Source organism: Dyella marensis (assembly GCF_900112865.1).
GTDB lineage: Bacteria > Pseudomonadota > Gammaproteobacteria > Xanthomonadales > Rhodanobacteraceae > Dyella_D > Dyella_D marensis_A.
On sequence record NZ_FONH01000005.1, the window covers coordinates 26,285 to 41,702 of the forward strand.

Annotated in this window: 15 protein-coding genes and 1 tRNA gene; 8 read left to right on the plus strand and 8 right to left on the minus strand. The window is 68.4% G+C overall.

Annotation, left to right across the window (positions count from 1 at the left end; translation table 11 throughout):
* The first annotated feature begins 23 nt into the window (after positions 1-23).
* The 5 genes from BM172_RS09585 to BM172_RS09605 all read left to right on the plus strand — a co-directional run bounded on the left by BM172_RS09585 (position 24) and on the right by BM172_RS09605 (position 8,099).
* Complete coding sequence (locus BM172_RS09585; protein WP_026635325.1) at positions 24-2,525, plus strand: DNA topoisomerase I; 2,502 nt, start codon at positions 24-26, stop codon at positions 2,523-2,525.
* Positions 2,526-3,098 (plus strand): L-threonylcarbamoyladenylate synthase type 1 TsaC, encoded by a 573-nt coding sequence (locus BM172_RS09590; RefSeq protein ID WP_026635326.1) that lies wholly within the window; start codon positions 2,526-2,528, stop codon positions 3,096-3,098.
* Between the two features lie 236 nt (positions 3,099-3,334).
* On the plus strand, positions 3,335-4,699 hold the full coding sequence (locus tag BM172_RS09595; protein ID WP_026635327.1) for an AMP-binding protein: 1,365 nt from the start codon (positions 3,335-3,337) through the stop codon (positions 4,697-4,699).
* Positions 4,700-4,775: 76 nt separating this feature from the next.
* A complete protein-coding gene (purD, locus tag BM172_RS09600) occupies positions 4,776-6,056 on the plus strand; it encodes a phosphoribosylamine--glycine ligase (protein ID WP_026635328.1) in 1,281 nt (426 codons plus the stop codon).
* 168 nt (positions 6,057-6,224) lie between these two features.
* Positions 6,225-8,099: an MFS transporter gene (locus BM172_RS09605; protein ID WP_026635329.1), complete on the plus strand. Its 1,875-nt coding sequence runs from the start codon at positions 6,225-6,227 to the stop codon at positions 8,097-8,099.
* Positions 8,100-8,129: 30 nt separating this feature from the next.
* On the opposite strand, the gene ampE is transcribed toward BM172_RS09605, so the two are convergent.
* From ampE to BM172_RS09645, 8 genes are all read right to left on the minus strand, one after another.
* A complete protein-coding gene (gene ampE / locus BM172_RS09610) occupies positions 8,130-8,999 on the minus strand; it encodes a regulatory signaling modulator protein AmpE (RefSeq protein WP_026635330.1) in 870 nt (289 codons plus the stop codon).
* A gap of 104 nt (positions 9,000-9,103) precedes the next feature.
* On the minus strand, positions 9,104-10,096 hold the full coding sequence (gene nudC, locus BM172_RS09615) for an NAD(+) diphosphatase (RefSeq protein WP_026635331.1): 993 nt from the start codon (positions 10,094-10,096) through the stop codon (positions 9,104-9,106).
* A gap of 13 nt (positions 10,097-10,109) precedes the next feature.
* Positions 10,110-10,487: an iron-sulfur cluster insertion protein ErpA gene (gene erpA, locus BM172_RS09620; protein ID WP_026635332.1), complete on the minus strand. Its 378-nt coding sequence runs from the start codon at positions 10,485-10,487 to the stop codon at positions 10,110-10,112.
* Between the two features lie 57 nt (positions 10,488-10,544).
* Entirely contained in the window at positions 10,545-10,973 is a 429-nt protein-coding gene (locus BM172_RS09625; protein WP_026635333.1) for a bactofilin family protein, read from the minus strand.
* A complete protein-coding gene (locus BM172_RS09630; protein WP_026635334.1) occupies positions 10,960-11,709 on the minus strand; it encodes a DUF6776 family protein in 750 nt (249 codons plus the stop codon). The genes BM172_RS09625 and BM172_RS09630 overlap by 14 nt, the downstream gene beginning before the upstream one ends.
* Before the next feature lie 134 nt (positions 11,710-11,843).
* Positions 11,844-12,314, minus strand: a complete 471-nt coding sequence (gene bfr / locus BM172_RS09635) for a bacterioferritin (RefSeq protein WP_026635335.1) — start codon at positions 12,312-12,314, stop codon at positions 11,844-11,846.
* A gap of 138 nt (positions 12,315-12,452) precedes the next feature.
* Entirely contained in the window at positions 12,453-12,650 is a 198-nt protein-coding gene (locus BM172_RS09640) for a (2Fe-2S)-binding protein (protein ID WP_026635336.1), read from the minus strand.
* Positions 12,651-12,716: 66 nt separating this feature from the next.
* Positions 12,717-13,271, minus strand: coding sequence for an RNA pyrophosphohydrolase (locus BM172_RS09645; RefSeq protein ID WP_026635337.1), 555 nt, complete (start codon positions 13,269-13,271; stop codon positions 12,717-12,719).
* Positions 13,272-13,461: 190 nt separating this feature from the next.
* On the opposite strand from BM172_RS09645, the gene BM172_RS09650 reads away from it, so the two are divergent.
* The 3 genes from BM172_RS09650 to BM172_RS09660 all read left to right on the plus strand — a co-directional run bounded on the left by BM172_RS09650 (position 13,462) and on the right by BM172_RS09660 (position 15,340).
* Positions 13,462-13,538, plus strand: a tRNA-Met gene (locus tag BM172_RS09650).
* A gap of 313 nt (positions 13,539-13,851) precedes the next feature.
* Positions 13,852-14,532: a hypothetical protein gene (locus tag BM172_RS09655; RefSeq protein ID WP_026635338.1), complete on the plus strand. Its 681-nt coding sequence runs from the start codon at positions 13,852-13,854 to the stop codon at positions 14,530-14,532.
* Positions 14,533-14,605: 73 nt separating this feature from the next.
* Positions 14,606-15,340, plus strand: coding sequence for a DUF6683 family protein (locus tag BM172_RS09660; protein ID WP_026635339.1), 735 nt, complete (start codon positions 14,606-14,608; stop codon positions 15,338-15,340).
* The last annotated feature ends 78 nt before the right edge of the window (positions 15,341-15,418 follow it).

The following is a 15,418-nucleotide window of genomic DNA, read 5'->3' on the forward strand; positions in this document are numbered from 1 at the left end:
TTGGCTTCTGGAAACCCCGCTGCATGGCAAAGAATCTGCTCATCGTCGAGTCGCCCGCCAAGGCCAAGACGATCAACAAGTACCTCGGCAAGGACTTTCAGGTCCTGGCCTCCTACGGTCACGTGCGTGACCTGAAGCCGAAGGAGGGCGCGGTCGATCCGGACCATGGTTTCGCCATGGCCTACGAGATCATCGAGCGCAATCAGAAACACGTCGACGCCATCGCCAGGGCCGCCCAGGTCGCCGACGACATCTATCTGGCGACCGACTTGGATCGCGAAGGCGAGGCGATCAGCTGGCACATCAGCGAGATCCTGCAGCAGCGCGGCCTGACCAAGGGCAAGCAGCTGCACCGCGTGGTGTTCTCCGAGATCACTCCCAAGGCGATCAAGGCCGCCGTGGCCCAGCCGCGCCAGCTCTCGCACGACCTGGTCGACGCGCAGCAGGCCCGTCGCGCGCTGGACTACCTGGTCGGCTTCAACCTGTCGCCGGTGCTGTGGCGCAAGGTGCAGCGCGGCCTGTCCGCCGGCCGCGTGCAGAGCCCGGCGCTGCGCATGATCGTGGAGCGCGAAGAAGAGATCGAAGCCTTCGTCGCCCGCGAGTACTGGTCGGTCGAAGCGGCGCTGCGCCATCCCGAGGGCGACTTCAGTGCGCGCCTGACTCGCCTGTACGGCAAGAAATTCGAGCAGTTCGACCTCACCAACGAGGCCGACGCCATGGCCGCCCGCGCGGCGCTGAAGGAGGCCGCGCACGGCCGCCTCACCGTCAGCGACGTCGGCAGCAAGGAGCGCAAGCGCCGCCCGGCGCCGCCGTTCACCACCTCCACCCTGCAGCAGGAAGCCGCGCGCAAGCTCGGTTTCTCCACCAGCCGCACCATGAAGGTGGCGCAGGGCCTGTACGAGGGCGTGTCGCTGGGCAGCGAAGGCAACGTCGGCCTGATCACCTACATGCGTACCGATTCGGTGGCGCTGTCCGAGGACGCCGTCGGCGAGCTGCGCCAGCTGATCGCGCGCGACTACGGCAACAAGGCGCTGCCGGACCATCCGCAGGTCTACAAGTCCAAGTCCAAGAATGCGCAGGAAGCGCACGAGGCGATCCGCCCGACCTCGGCCATGTACACGCCGCGCGAAGTGGCCTCGTTCCTCAACGACGAGCAGCGCAAGCTGTACGAGCTGATCTGGAAGCGCACCGTCGCCTGCCAGATGATCCACGCCACGCTCAATACCGTGTCGGTGGATTTCGCGCTGCCGCATGCCCAGGGCGGTGAGGCGGGTTTCCGCTCCACCGGCACCACCGTGGTCGATCCGGGCTTCCTGGCCGTGTACGAGGAAGGCCGCGACCAGAAGAGCGCCGAGGACGACGACGAAGGCCGCCGCCTGCCCAGGCTGGAAAAGGGCGAGCAGGTCGCGCTGCACGACATCCTGGCCGACCAGCACTTCACCGAGCCGCCGCCGCGCTATTCCGAAGCGAGCCTGGTGAAGTCGCTGGAAGAACACGGCATCGGCCGCCCGTCGACCTACGCCAGCATCATCCAGGTGCTGCTCAATCGCGAATACGTGCTCCTGGACAGCCGCCGCTTCAAGCCCACCGACGTGGGCCGCGCGGTGAGCAAGTTCCTGACCCAGCACTTCACCCGCTACGTCGACTACGACTTCACCGCCAAGCTCGAGGACGAGCTGGACGCGGTGAGCCGCGGCGAGGAAGCCTGGGTGCCGCTGATGGAACGCTTCTGGCAGCCGTTCAAGCAGCAGGTCGAGGAAAAGACCGAGACGGTCGACCGCAGCGAGGCCACCGGCGCGCGCGAACTCGGCAACGATCCGAAATCCGGCAAGCCGGTGTCGGTGCGCCTGGGTCGCTACGGGCCGTATGCGCAGATCGGCGACAAGGACACCGACGAGAAGCTGCAGTTCGCCAGCCTGCGTCCCGGCCAGAGCATGCACACCATCACGCTGGAAGACGCGCTGGAGCTGTTCAAGCTGCCGCGCAAGCTCGGCCAGGCCGAGAACGGCGACGAGGTGTCGGTGGGCGTGGGCCGCTTCGGCCCGTTCGTGAAGCAGGGCAGCACCTATGCCTCGCTCAAGGCCGAGGACGACCCCTACACCATCGAGCTGCCGCGCGCGCTGCAGATCGTGCAGGAAAAGCTGGAACTGCTGGCCAACCGCGTGATCCAGGACTTCGGCAACGGCGTGCAGGTGCTCAACGGCCGCTTCGGCCCGTACATCACCGACGGCGAGAAGAACGCGCGCATCCCGAAGGATCAGGATCCGAAGACCCTGACCGAAGCGCAGTGCGTCGAGCTGCTCGCTGCCGCGCCGGTCAAGAAGGGCCGCGGTGGCGCCAGGAAGGCGGCGGCGAAGAAGGCCGCGCCGGCCGCGAAGAAGGCTGCCGCCAAGAAGGCTCCGGCCGAAAAGCCGGCGGCCAAGAAGGCGGCCGCGAAGAAGACCACCGCCAAGAAAACCGCGACCAAGAAGACGGCCGCCAAGAAGGCCACCGCGAAGAAGCCGGCGGGCAAGGCCAAAGCCTGAGTGACCCGGCGCTTCACCCCGGATGAGCTGCAAGACGCCGCCGCGCTCCTGCGCGGCGGCGGCGTGCTGGCCTATCCCACCGAGGCGGTATACGGGCTCGGTTGCGATCCGCACGATCGCCTCGCCTTCGAACGGATCTTCGCGCTGAAGCAGCGCCCACCCACCCAGGGCGTGCTGCTGATCGGTGCCGACTTCGCCCAGGTCGAGCGCTACATCGACCGCAGCGCCGTGCCCGCCGAGGTGATGGCGCAGGTGCGCGCCAGCTGGCCGGGACCGAACACCTGGATCTTCCCCCGCTCGGCCGAGGTGCCGGACTGGGTCGCCGGCGCCCACGCCGGCATCGCTCTGCGCGTCACCGCGCATGAGCCCGCCGCCGCGCTGTGCCGCGCCTGGGGCGGCGCGCTGGTGTCCACCAGCGCCAACCCTCACGGGCAGCCGCCGGCGCGCTCCGCCATGGAAGTCGAGGCGTACTTCGGCGCCGCGCTCGAGGGCGTGCTGGATGCCCCGCTCGGCGGCCAGGAGCGGCCCACGGTGATCCGCGACGCACTCACCGGCGTTATCATCCGGGCTTGACCCGAGCCGGCTCGCCGGCCCGCCTGAATGCGTTCTGGACGCCCCTGGCGCCAGTGGGGAGGTATTCAGCGGCGGTCGCGAGGATGGGAAGAACCTCGCCGGGCCCAATCCGATATCCGTTCCGTCGGCCCGGTTTTCCGGGGCGGCAGCATGGATGCGTTGCCGCGTAGGTTGGGGTGAGCCATAGGCGAACCCCAACAGGGTGCAGGCTGCCAAACAGTACGGGGAGACACCGCTTGGCCATTGTCTACGACAGCTACCGCCACGATCCGGCCAGCACCGGGTTGCCGCTGCTGGTTGCCGGTCATCCGGCGCGCACGGTGGCCTGGCGCGGCGCGGCGGCGGTGAGCGCCGCGCAATTTCTTGCACATGTGCAGCAGGTAGCGGCGGAGCTGCCCAGCGCGGCGGCGGCGGTGAACCTGTGCGAAGACCGCTACGCCTTCCTGGTCGCGTTCTGCGCGATCGCGCTGCGCGGCCAGGCCAACCTGCTGCCGTCCTCGCGCCAGCCGCAGGCGGTGGCCGAAGTGATGGCGGCGCATCCCGGCAGCTATGCGCTGGGCGAACTGGTGCTCGATCCGGCGCCGCCGGGCTATCGCCGCATGCCGGCGCTCGACGCACCCGCGGCGGACGGCGAGACGCCCGCCCCGCTGATCCCTGCCGAGCAGGTCGTGGCGATCGGCTACACCTCCGGCTCCACCGGCGTGCCGAAGGCCTACCCGAAGACCTGGCGCAGCTTCCACGCCAGCAACGCCGGCAACATGCGCGCGCTGCGCGCGATCGTCGGCCCGCGCTTCGACGTGGTCGCCACGGTGCCGCCGCAGCACATGTACGGCATGGAGACCTCGGTGCTGCTGCCGCTGCTGGGCGACGTCGGCGTGCATGCGGCGCGCCCGTTCTTCCCGGCCGACGTGGCCGACGCGCTGGCGCAGACCCGCGGTCCGCGCGTGCTGGTGATCACCCCGATCCACCTGCGCGCATTGATCGAATCCGGCGTCGCCTTGCCGCCCCTCGCGGCGATGGTCTCGGCCACCGCGCCGATGCCGGCGGAGCTGGCCGCTACCGCGGAACAACGCTTCGGCGCCCCGCTGCTGGAAGTGTTCGGCTCCACTGAAACCTGCGTGATCGCCTCGCGCCGCGCCGCCGCGGACGAGCCCTGGACGCTGTACGACGGCGTGCGCCTGCACCCGCAGCCGGACGGCACCCTGGTCGACGCGCCGCAACTGGCGCAGCCGATCGCCCTGGCCGACATCGTCGCCCTGCAGGACGAAGGCCGCCGCTTCCGCCTGTGCGGCCGCCATGCGGACCTGCTGGAAATCGCCGGCAAGCGCGCCTCGCTCGGCGACCTGACCCGCCGCCTGCTGGCGGTGCCGGGCGTGCGCGACGGCGTGGTGTTCCAGCTCGATGGCGACGCCATCGGCGTCAAGCGCATCGCCGCGCTGGCGGTGGCGCCGGGGCTGGACGAGCAGACCATCCTCGAGGCCCTGCGCGTTTCGATCGAACCGGTATTCCTGCCGCGCCCGCTGCGCCTGATCGACTCCCTGCCGCGCAACGAGACCGGCAAGCTGCCGCGCGCCGCGCTGATGGAGCTGATCGGCCGCTGACGGCCGCCTGCCTGCCCCTCCCGCTACAATGTCGCGCTGCGCCAGGCAGGCGCACCCCTTCGTAGCGGAGCAAGGCATGAAAGTTCTGGTCATCGGCAACGGCGGTCGCGAACACGCGCTGGCGTGGAAGCTCAAGCAGTCGCCGCGCGTCAGCGAAGTCATCGTGGCCCCCGGCAATGCCGGCACGGCGCGCGAGCGCGGCCTGCGCAACGCGGAGGTGGCGGTGACCGACCTGGACGGCCTGCTCAAGCTGGCGCGCGAGGAGAAGGTCGAGCTGACCGTGGTCGGTCCCGAGGTGCCGCTGGTGGCCGGCGTGGTCGACAAGTTCCGCGCCGCCGGCCTGCGCATCTTCGGGCCGCGCGCGATCGCCGCGCAGCTGGAAGGCTCCAAGGCCTTCGCCAAGGATTTCCTGCTCCGTCACAACATTCCCACCGCGCGCTACGCGGTGTTCACCCAGCTGGAACCGGCGCTGGCCTATGTGCGCAAGCACGGCGCGCCGATCGTGATCAAGGCCGACGGCCTGGCCGCGGGCAAGGGCGTGGTGGTGGCGCTGACCCTGTCCGACGCGGAGCTGGCGCTGCACGACATGCTCGGCGCGCACAGCTTCGGCGATGCTTCCGCGCGCGTGGTGATCGAGGAATTCCTCGACGGCGAGGAAGCCAGCTACATCGTGATGAGCGATGGCAGCCACGCGCTGCCGATGGCCAGCAGCCAGGACCACAAGCGCCGCGACGAAGGCGACCTCGGCCCCAACACCGGCGGCATGGGCGCGTATTCGCCGGCGCCGGTGGTGACGCCGGAGGTGGAGCGCCGCATCCTCAAGGAAGTGATCGAGCCGACCCTGCGCGGCATGGCCGCCGAGGGCGCCCCCTTCATCGGTTTCCTCTACGCCGGACTGATGATCGACAAGCGCGGCGCGCCGAAGGTGATCGAATTCAACGTGCGCTTCGGCGATCCGGAGACGCAGCCGATCATGCTGCGGCTGAAGTCCGACCTGGTCGAGTTGATCGAAGCCGCGCTGGACGGCGAGCTGCACCACACCGCCGCGCAGTGGGATCCGCGGCCGTCGATCGGCGTGGTGATGGCGGCCGGCGGGTATCCGGGCAAGGTTCGCAGCGGGGATGTGATTACCGGTCTTGATACGACATTCGGCAACGACGTCAAAGTGTTCCACGCCGGCACCAGGCTCGATGCGCAGGGGCAGCCCGCAACGGCCGGTGGCCGTGTGCTGACGGTGTGCGCGCTGGGCAAGGACATCGCGGCGGCGCGCGAGCAGGCGTATGCGGCGGTGTCGAAGGTGCATTTCGACGGGGCGTTCTGCCGGCGCGATATCGCGCATCGGGCGCTGCATCGCTGAACGGCACGCAGCGTAGGTTGGGGTGAGCGCAGCGAACCCCAACGTGGCGACTGCCTTGCGAGGTCCGTTGGGGTTCGCTGCGCTCACCCCAACCTACGCGGTCCCGCCGTATGAGGCGCCAGGTTTCCCGCTAGGCTATGCCGCATCGCTCCGATGCCAAGGACCCGCATGAGCCAGTTTTCCCTGCTGGGCAGCCGTCGCTTCGCGCCCTTCTTCTGGACCCAGGCGCTGGGCGCGTTCAACGACAACGCGTTCCGCAACGCCATGGTCATGCTGGTGGCGTTCCAGATGGGGCTGGACGACCACACGGTGTCGCTCTACACCAGCCTGGCGCCGGCGCTGTTCATCCTGCCGTACTTCCTGTTCTCCGCCACCGCGGGACAGCTGGCCGAGAAGTACGAGAAGACGCGCATCATCCGCTTCGTCAAGCTGTTCGAGATCGGCGCGATGCTGCTGGCGGCGGTGGGTTTCTATACCCACCACATCTCCTTGCTGCTCGCGGTGCTGTTCCTGATGGGCCTGCACTCGACGGTGTTCGGGCCGATCAAGTACGCGATCCTGCCGCAGGCGCTCAAACCGCAGGAGCTGGTCGGCGGCAACGGCCTGGTCGAGATGGGCACGCAGCTGGCCATGCTGATCGGCATGATCGCCGGCAACGCGCTGATGCTGATCGTCGGCTTCGGACCAGTGGCGGCGTCTTCGCTGACGATCCTGGTGGCGTGTATCGGCTATCTGGCCTCGCGGCAGATTCCCTCGGCGCCGGCCACCGCGCCGGATCTGCGCTTCAGCTGGAACCCGTACACCGAAACGTTGAAGGTGCTGAAGCTCACCCGCGCCGACCGCGCGGTATTCAACGCGGTGCTGGGCATTTCCTGGTTCTGGTTCTTCGGCACCGTGCTGATCTCGCAGTTGCCGAACTACACGCGCCTGAACCTGGGCGGCGACGGCTCGGTGAATACCTTGGTGCTGACGCTGTTCTCGATCGGCACCGGCATCGGTTCGCTGCTGTGCGAGCGCATGTCCGGGCGTCGCGTGGAAGTGGGCCTGGTGCCGCTGGGTGCGTTCGGCCTGACCGTGTTCGGCGTGGACCTGTACTTCGCGCGCTCCGGCCTGGCCGCCATGCACGGCCTGGACTGGACCGCCTTTCTGCACTCGCCTGGCAGCTGGCGTATCGCGCTGGATCTCACCCTGGTCGGCATGTTCGCCGGCTTCTACGTGGTGCCGCTGTTCGCCTTCGTGCAGAGCCGGGCACCGCGTGAGCAGTTGTCGCGCATCATCGCGGGCAACAACATTCTCAATGCGCTGTGGATCTGCGTCGCTTCCGGCTTCGGCCTGGGCCTGAGCGCAGCGGGGCTGACGCCGGCGCAGATCTTCCTGGCCACGGCGCTGCTCAATATCGCGGTGGCGGTGTACATCTTCACCCTGGTGCCCGAGTTCCTGATGCGCTTCATCACCTGGGTGCTGGTGAACACGCTGTATCGGGTGCGCGTGGACGGCACGCGACACATTCCCGAGGAAGGGCCGGCGCTGCTGGTGTGCAACCACGTCAGCTTCATGGACCCGCTGCTGCTGATGGCGAACCTGCGCCGGCCGGCGCGCTTCGTCATGTACTACAAGATCTTCAAGATTCCGCTGCTCAACTTCGTGTTCCGCACGGCGAAGGCGATTCCGATCGCGGGACAGAAGGAAGATCCGGAGGTGCTGCGCAAGGCCTTCGATGAGGTCGACGCGGCGCTGGCCGATGGCGAGCTGGTGTGCATCTTCCCGGAAGGTGGGCTGACCAAGGACGGCGAGGTGGCGACGTTCCGTCCCGGCGTCGCGCAGATCCTGCAGCGGCGCCCGGTGCCGGTGGTGCCGATGGCGCTGCGCGGCCTGTGGGGCAGCGTATGGAGCCGTCGCGACGACATGCTGCGGCGGGCGCGCCTGCCGCGGCGATTCCGTGCACGGGTAGAGCTGGTGGTGGGCGAGCCGGTCGCGCCGGCGGATGCGCAGTTGTCGCTGCTGGAAGAGCGGGTGCGCGTCCTGCGCGGCGACAAGGCCTGATTCAATCAAGCCAGATGGGGAGCCGGCGGCTCAGTGCAGCCAGCCGGCCACCACGATCAGCGCTACCACGCTGAGCCAGGCCAGCAGCGCGCGCAGCAGCGCGCTGCGCAGGCGACGCAGTTCGCCGAGCACGTCGGTGCGTTCCTCGGCATAGCCGTCGCCGGCTTCGATGTCCACTTCGATGTCGGCGCGCGCGGCGGCGCCGAGGAAGCCGGGACCTTCGCGCAGCCAGCTGCCGGGAATGGCCTGCCGGTGCCACTGGCGCCAGGCGCCGATCACGGCATCCCAGTGGCCGACCAGGGCCAGGGTGAACACCATCAGCTGCGCCGGCAGCCAGTCCAGGCCATGCGCGAGGCGGCGCGCCAGCGCCTGCGCTTCGCTGTCCAGGCGCAGCGACGCGTCGTGGCTCAGCGTCTGCGCCAGCCGGTACAGCAGCGCGCCGGCCGGGCCCAGCACGAAGAACCAGAACAGCACGCCGAAGCGGCGGCGCAGCGCGGCGTAGGCCACGGCTTCGCCCACGGAGACGGCATTCCAGGCGATCGGCTCGCCGTCGTCCGACAGCGCCTGCACCGCAGCCTGGCGGCTGACGCCGTCGGGCGCCTTGAGGATGGCTTCGAGATCGGCCTCGTACGCGTGCGGGCCGAAGCAATACAGCAGCACCGCCAGCGAGAACGCCAGCAGGATCAGGTCGCGCATCGGCAGCAGGCCGATCAGCCAGATCGCCAGCAGGCACAGCACCACCGGCACGATCAGCGCGAGCACGGTACGGCCGGCGCCACTGGCGTCGCCCAGCTGGGCCACCCAGCGGCGGAAGCCGCCATCGCCGCGCCAGTGCGCGAGCGCCGGCTGCAGATGCAGCAGGCCTAGGGCGATGAGGGCGGTGAGCAGGCTGACGGCCATCGGTGCGGACTCCCTTGCGTTGGCCGCATTGTAGCGAGGAGTGTGCGACAGCCGAGCGCTGCGCGGGCCGTTCTTTCTTTATACGTCGTTGGTCGTGCGCGGCGTCAGCGCGCCGGCGCGGCCCGCTGCGCGCGCGCCTGTTCGACCAGCACGTCGAGGTCCAGGCCGGCACGCCACTGCAGCCAGTGCGCGAGCAGGTGATAGGACACGGACAGGCGCGGCGACGGCAGGAAGCTGCCGTCGTTCAAGCCGTCGACGATCTGCCGCGGGGTGAACCAGCGCGCGTCTTCCAGTTCGTCGTCGCGCAGGCGGATTGCCGGCGAGATCGCGCGGGCCATGAAGCCGACCATCAGCGAGGCCGGCAGCGGCCACGGTTGCGAGGAGTGGTAATAGACCTCGCCCACCTCGACGCCGGATTCCTCGGCGACTTCGCGGCGCACGGCGTCTTCCAGCGCCTCGCCGGGTTCGACGAAGCCGGCCAGGGTGGAATAGCGCCCCGGCGGCCAGCCGGCCTGGCGGCCGAGCAGGCAGGCGCCTTCGTGTTCCACCAGCACGATGATCGCCGCGTCGGTGCGCGGGAAATGCAGTCGGCCGCAGTCGGCGTTGGTGCATTGCGCGCGATGGCCGGAAGCGACCAGCACCAGCGGCGAACCGCAGCGCGCGCAGAATCGCGTCTCGCGCTGCCAGTGCGCCAGGCCCTTGGCGTAGGCGAACAGGCCGGCCTCGTCCGCGCTCAGGCGCAGGCCGGCGTCGCGCAGGCTGGCGCGGCGGGCGTCGAGTGTGCTGTCCAGCGCGGCGGCGCGCTCGACATCGTCCAGTGCCAGCATGAAGTGCGGGTGCCCGTCGGCGAAGCCGAGCAGGCTGGCGTCGACATCGGCGAGCAGGCGCTCGCGCTCGGCGGCGTCCAGCCAGCGCAGCGTGTCACTGCCGTTGCGCAGCCAGGTTTCGCCGAGGCCGTCCAGCAGCAGGTAACGCGCCTGCGCCGAGGCGCCCTGCTCGGCGACCCAGGCCAGCTCTTCGCGCCGCTCGGCGACGCGGTCGAGGATCAGGCTGAGGCCGGCGAAGGTGTTGGGGCGCGGCAGGGTCTTGCTGTCCATGCCCGGGAGACCTTTAGGCGGAGAAAGAGGAGCCGCAGCCGCAGGTGGTCTTGGCGTTGGGATTGCGGATCACGAACTGCGAGCCGCTGAGGCTTTCCGAGTAGTCGATCTCGGCGCCGGTGAGATATTGCAGCGAGAGCGGGTCGACCAGCAGGGTGACGCCCTCGCGCTCCAGCGCGAAATCGTCCTCGGCCTGGGCTTCGTCGAAGGTGAAGCCGTACTGGAAGCCGGAGCAGCCGCCGCCGGTGATGTACACGCGCAGCTTCAGCGAGGGATTGCCTTCTTCCTGGATCAGCTCGCGCACCTTGTGCGCGGCGGCCTCGGTGAACACCAGCGGGGCACCGGCGCTGCGGTAGTCGGGAACAGTGGGAAAGGGAACGACGGTATCCATCGCGATCACATGGGGCTGCGGCGGGCGATGCGCAAGGATACCGCGTTCGGCGCCGGCTCAGGCGGGAACCGGCTCGCCCAGCTCTTCCGGCGAGGGCAGCTCGCGCGGGGCGTCGCCGGCGCGGTGGGACATGCGGCCGTTCACCTGGGCGCCGGCGGCCATTTCCAGGGTCTTGTAGTGCACGTCGCCCTGGATGCGGGCCTGCGGCGCCAGTTCCAGGCGCTCCTCGATGTGGATGTCGCCCTGCACGTGGCCGTTGATGATGGCGTGCGGCACGCGGATGTCGCCGTGCACCTGGCCCTGCTCGCTGAGGGTGAACACCGCGTCCGGGCCTTCGCCCAGCACGGCGCCTTCGATGCGGCCGTCCAGGTGCAGCGCGCCGCTGAAGCGCAGGTCGCCCTGGATCACCGTGCCGCGGGCGATCAGGCTGGTGTCGTGGGAGGAGGAAGGAACGCTGACGCGTTCGTTGCGCTTACGGTTGAGCATGGGAATCCCCTGGTTTGGTAAGAGTGCCGCCGAGGGCATCGGTCCAGGCGACGGTTCGGTTGACCGCATCGTCGCCCGCGGGCTGCGCGCTGACGTACACGCGATTGGGGCGGAAATCCGCCGGCAGCACGATGGTGGCGTGCAGTTCCTGGAAATACTTCAGGCGAAACGGCAGGCCGTCCTTCTGCGCGGTGTCGCCGAGCGCGGGCCAGTCCAGCCGCACCACCTTGTCGGCGCGCAGGCCTTCGATGCTGACCGTGGCGGTGCCGCTGGTGTCCTCGCCGCGCTTGGCGTTCTGGGTCAGCGAGACGGTGAGGTTCCAGCCCTGCGTGCCGCTGATCGGCTGCACCCGCACGTTCTGGATGCGCAGGCCGCCGCGCTGGGCGTCGCCGCCGACCAGGCGGCCGTAGAAATCGAGGTCGGCGCGCAGGCCGCTGACTTCTTCCTCGCGCTCGGCCAGCGTGTTGCGCAGCGAATGGTTGGCGATGTCGTTGACCTGGGCGGCGCGCTGCAGGTTGGAGACCTGCTGCTTGAGGTCTTCGTTCTCGGTGCTCAGCGCCTGCAGCTGGCGGCGCTCGGAGGCCGCGGGGGTGGAGTGCCCGACCAGCAGGCCGGTGAGCACGGCCGCCAGCAGCACGCTGGCGAACCACGCCGCGCCCAGCCAGATCCGCCGACGGCGCTGGCCGGCCATGTCGTGCGGTCGCACGACGAAGCGCGGTGGTGGACGTGAAGCCATGCGGGGGCTTTCCCGGGAAAAAACACGGTATAGCCGCGCCGTGACGAGAGCGTCAAGGAACGGCCGCACGCTTCGGCGGCCGTTCCCGGTATTTCACGATAATTCCGGGACGTTTATGTCCGGATCGTGACGAATCAGCTGGACATCTTGCTCTGCAGGTAGCGCTCGGCGCCGATGTCCTTGATCAGGCCGAACTGGGTTTCCAGCCAGTCGATGTGCTCTTCCTCGTCGTGCAGGATGCCCTTGAAGATGTCGCGGCTGACGTAGTCGGCGATGCCTTCGCTGTAGGCGATCGCTTCGCGCAGGTCCTTCACCGCGGCCATCTCCAGGTCGAGGTCGCCCTGGATGCATTCGAGCACGTTCTCGCCGATGCGCAGCTTGCCCAGGTGCTGCAGGTTGGGCAGGCCTTCGAGGAACAGGATGCGCTCGATCAGGTGGTCGGCGTGCTTCATTTCCTCGATCGATTCCTTGTACTCGTGCGAGGCCAGCTCGCCGTAGCCCCAGTCCTTGAACATGCGGTAATGCAGGAAGTACTGGTTGATCGCGGTGAGCTCGTTGTAGAGCACCTTGTTGAGGAATTCGATGACCTTGGTGTCGCCCTTCATGGTGTTGTCTCCTGATCGCTGCAACTGGCGACTATACGGATCCGCGCCGGGCCATGATGGAACGCAAATAGGAATGCTTCGCTCACACGAAAGCGCCCGCGGCGAACCGCGGGCGCAAACATAACCGTGGGGACGGTATTAAGCGGTGACGACGGGCAGCTGCAGCAGCACCTGCTCGACCGCCTTGTCGAGCGTCGCGCGGGCTTCCTGCTCGCAGCAGCCGCAGCAGTCCGAGCAGCCGGTGCGGGCCTGCAGCTCGGCGAACGTGTGCACGCCATCGGCCGCGGCGCGGCGGATGTCGTGGTCGGTAACGGCGTTGCACATGCAGATGTACATGCGGCGTATGGGAACGCAAATGCGAATGATTGTCAACTGACGTGCCCGGACGACCGGAGCCGGTATTCAGGCCGCCTGGCAGCCCGGTCCGCCGCCGGGGCGCTCGGCCTCGTCCTGCCGCGGCAGGTTGCCGAGCTGGATGCTCAGCAGGGTCTCGACCAGGGGGGCGAACTGGCGCAGCGCCCGCTCGTAGACCTGGCGCTTGAAATTGACCACGTGATTGGCCGGATACCAGAAATCCACCCAGCGCCAGTGGTCGAACTCGGGTTTCTCACAGCCGTCGAGACAGAAGGCCTCCTCGCTGCCGACCAGGCGCAGCAGGAACCACACCTGCTTCTGGCCGATGCACATGGGGCGCTGGTGGTGCCGGATATAGCGGTTGGGCAGCTTGTAGCGCAGCCAGCCGCGGGTGGCGCCGATCACTTCGACGTCGGCGGGGGCCAGGCCGGTTTCCTCGGCCAGTTCGCGATACATGGCCTCCAGCGGGGTTTCGTCGCTGCGCATGCCGCCCTGGGGGAACTGCCAGCCATCACGATTGACGCGGCGCGCCCAGAACAGGCGGCCGTCTGTATTCAGCAGCACGATGCCCACATTCGGACGGTAGCCATCGACGTCGATCATGTCTTCTCCTAGGTCAGGCGCTTGCCTTGATGCCGGCAACACCTTGTTCCCGCGACCGATTCAACCACGCCCCGGAAGCACCGGCAAGCCGAGGCCGAACACCGGAGACTTGAACCCATGGCTAAGGCCGACTAAACTTTCGCGCCCTCGCCCTGGTGCTTCCGCGCCCGCCGGGCGAAGACCTTACCGTGGCTAGGTAGCTCAGATGGTTAGAGCGCGGCACTCATAATGCTGAGGTCGGCGGTTCGATCCCGCCTCTAGCCACCATTCATTCCTTCGCCGACAGCGGCGAACGGCCAGGAACCGCGCCAGGCGCGGTTTTTTTGTGCCCGCGATCGGCGTCAGCACATACGCATGACAAGCGCTTTGCGCCGGCCGGGCAGATCCCATGGGGATATCCCTATCTAGGGTTCGACCTAGCTGGTCGCTGCCGGGCGCCCGCGGATACTTCAGCGCACGGCCCGGGGGCTATGGCAGGACGGAGAAGGAGTTCCTGTCTGCACGGGGCGAGGCCATCAAGCGTCGAGGGGCGCGCCGGATGAGCCACTCATTCCCTTACCCATGATGCAGAGGAATCGCCATGTCGCTCGACCTCAATTTCAACTCGGTTGCCAATCTTGCCCTGAATGCGACCTCCGCCTCGCTCAGCGGTGGCTCGTCCCTGCTGCTCCGTTCGGCCGCGCGCCAGATCGCCGGCGAGGCGTTCACCAATGTGATCAACCAGCAGTTCGGCCCGGGTACCGGCACCTTCGCCAGCGATGCGTTCAAGGCGTCGTTCTCCAGCAACAGCAGCGCCTCGCTCGACGGCTGGGATGCCAGCTCGCTGTCGCAGGCGACCAACGACGTGATCAATGCCGCCAATCACCAGGGTGCGAACGGTGCCTACACCGGCGACGCCGATCGCTTCCGCAGCGACCTGCAGGATGCGATGACCAAGGACATCCAGAGCGTCATCAACAACGAGTCGCTGATGCGCACGCTCAAGAGCAGCTCCGACAAGGACGCCGACGGCGCCGGCGAGAGCTGGCTGGTGGCGATCGCCAAGGCGATGGGCAAGATGCTCGGCCAGCAGGCGCAGCACCTGGTCGACCTGACCGACCAGATGTCGCAGCACACCGGCAAGGACGATGCGCAGGTGTTCCAGCAGCTCAATGCCGAGTTCTCCGCGCAGTCGCAGATGTTCGGCATCCTGTCGAACTCCTTCAGCAACTCGATCAAGACCATCGGCGACGGCCTGACCACGCTGGCCCGCAAGAACTGAGGCGGCGGCTGCACCGGTTGTTCACGCGCGGGGGCTACCATGCCCCCGCGCTGTTTTTCGTGGGAGCCATCCGATGAAACGCTCACTGCTCGCGACCTTGCTGCTGCTCCTGGCGGGCACGGCGCAGGCGCAATACGACGCCGGCGCCACCGTGGGCATGGGCCAGGGCATGGTGCTCAACAATTCGGTGATCGGCTCCAACGTGATGGGCGATGTGATCCTGCAGCAGGGACGCTCGTCCGAACGGACGGCGCATCGCGGCGCCGCCGGTCCCGCAAGCGCGGCCGATCTCGCGGCACTGCAGTTCCGGCCTTCCTCCGAAGTGAGCGCGCAGGTGCTCGACCGCATCGCCCGGCAGTTCGGCGGCCACCAGCCGGATACCTACCGCCAGGCGCTGGCGCGCGACGACATGCTGGCGAAGTTCGACACGCTGCTGCGGCAGTACGGCTACGACAGCCACAACGTGGCGGATGCCTTCACCGCGTACCTGGTGCTGTCCTGGGAAGTGGTGAACAACGGCAGCATCGCGCAGAACCGCGCCGGCATCGACGCCGTCCGCCGCAACATGCAGCGGGCGCTGGCGCGCAATCCGCGCTTCGTCGCCATGCCCGATGCGCAGAAGCAGGAGATGGCCGAGACCTTCGGTTATCTGGCGATGATCGCCTCGGCCACGCGCAGCGAACTGCAGCGCAAGGGCGATCCGGCCAGCCTGGCCCGGCTGCAGGACGGCGTGAACGGCACCGCGCGGAAAATGGGCGTCGACCTGCGCGGCATCAAGCTGACGCCGCAAGGTTTCGTCGCGCTGTGATGCGCAGCCCTGGGGAAAGCCCCAGCTAGCTTGAACGCGCGCCGCGCGCCAGAGTCCCGAAAGATTCCACGGGGGCGC

Coding starts and splice junctions, on each gene's coding strand:
- BM172_RS09585 (WP_026635325.1), top strand. CDS start 24: ATGGCAAAGAATCTGCTCATCGTCGAGTCGCCCGCCAAGGCCAAGACG.
- purD (WP_026635328.1), top strand. CDS start 4,776: ATGAAAGTTCTGGTCATCGGCAACGGCGGTCGCGAACACGCGCTGGCG.
- BM172_RS09605 (WP_026635329.1), top strand. CDS start 6,225: ATGAGCCAGTTTTCCCTGCTGGGCAGCCGTCGCTTCGCGCCCTTCTTC.
- ampE (WP_026635330.1), bottom strand. CDS start 8,999: ATGGCCGTCAGCCTGCTCACCGCCCTCATCGCCCTAGGCCTGCTGCAT.
- nudC (WP_026635331.1), bottom strand. CDS start 10,096: ATGGACAGCAAGACCCTGCCGCGCCCCAACACCTTCGCCGGCCTCAGC.
- erpA (WP_026635332.1), bottom strand. CDS start 10,487: ATGGATACCGTCGTTCCCTTTCCCACTGTTCCCGACTACCGCAGCGCC.
- BM172_RS09625 (WP_026635333.1), bottom strand. CDS start 10,973: ATGCTCAACCGTAAGCGCAACGAACGCGTCAGCGTTCCTTCCTCCTCC.
- BM172_RS09630 (WP_026635334.1), bottom strand. CDS start 11,709: ATGGCTTCACGTCCACCACCGCGCTTCGTCGTGCGACCGCACGACATG.
- bfr (WP_026635335.1), bottom strand. CDS start 12,314: ATGAAGGGCGACACCAAGGTCATCGAATTCCTCAACAAGGTGCTCTAC.
- BM172_RS09640 (WP_026635336.1), bottom strand. CDS start 12,650: ATGTACATCTGCATGTGCAACGCCGTTACCGACCACGACATCCGCCGC.
- BM172_RS09645 (WP_026635337.1), bottom strand. CDS start 13,271: ATGATCGACGTCGATGGCTACCGTCCGAATGTGGGCATCGTGCTGCTG.
- BM172_RS09655 (WP_026635338.1), top strand. CDS start 13,852: ATGTCGCTCGACCTCAATTTCAACTCGGTTGCCAATCTTGCCCTGAAT.
- BM172_RS09660 (WP_026635339.1), top strand. CDS start 14,606: ATGAAACGCTCACTGCTCGCGACCTTGCTGCTGCTCCTGGCGGGCACG.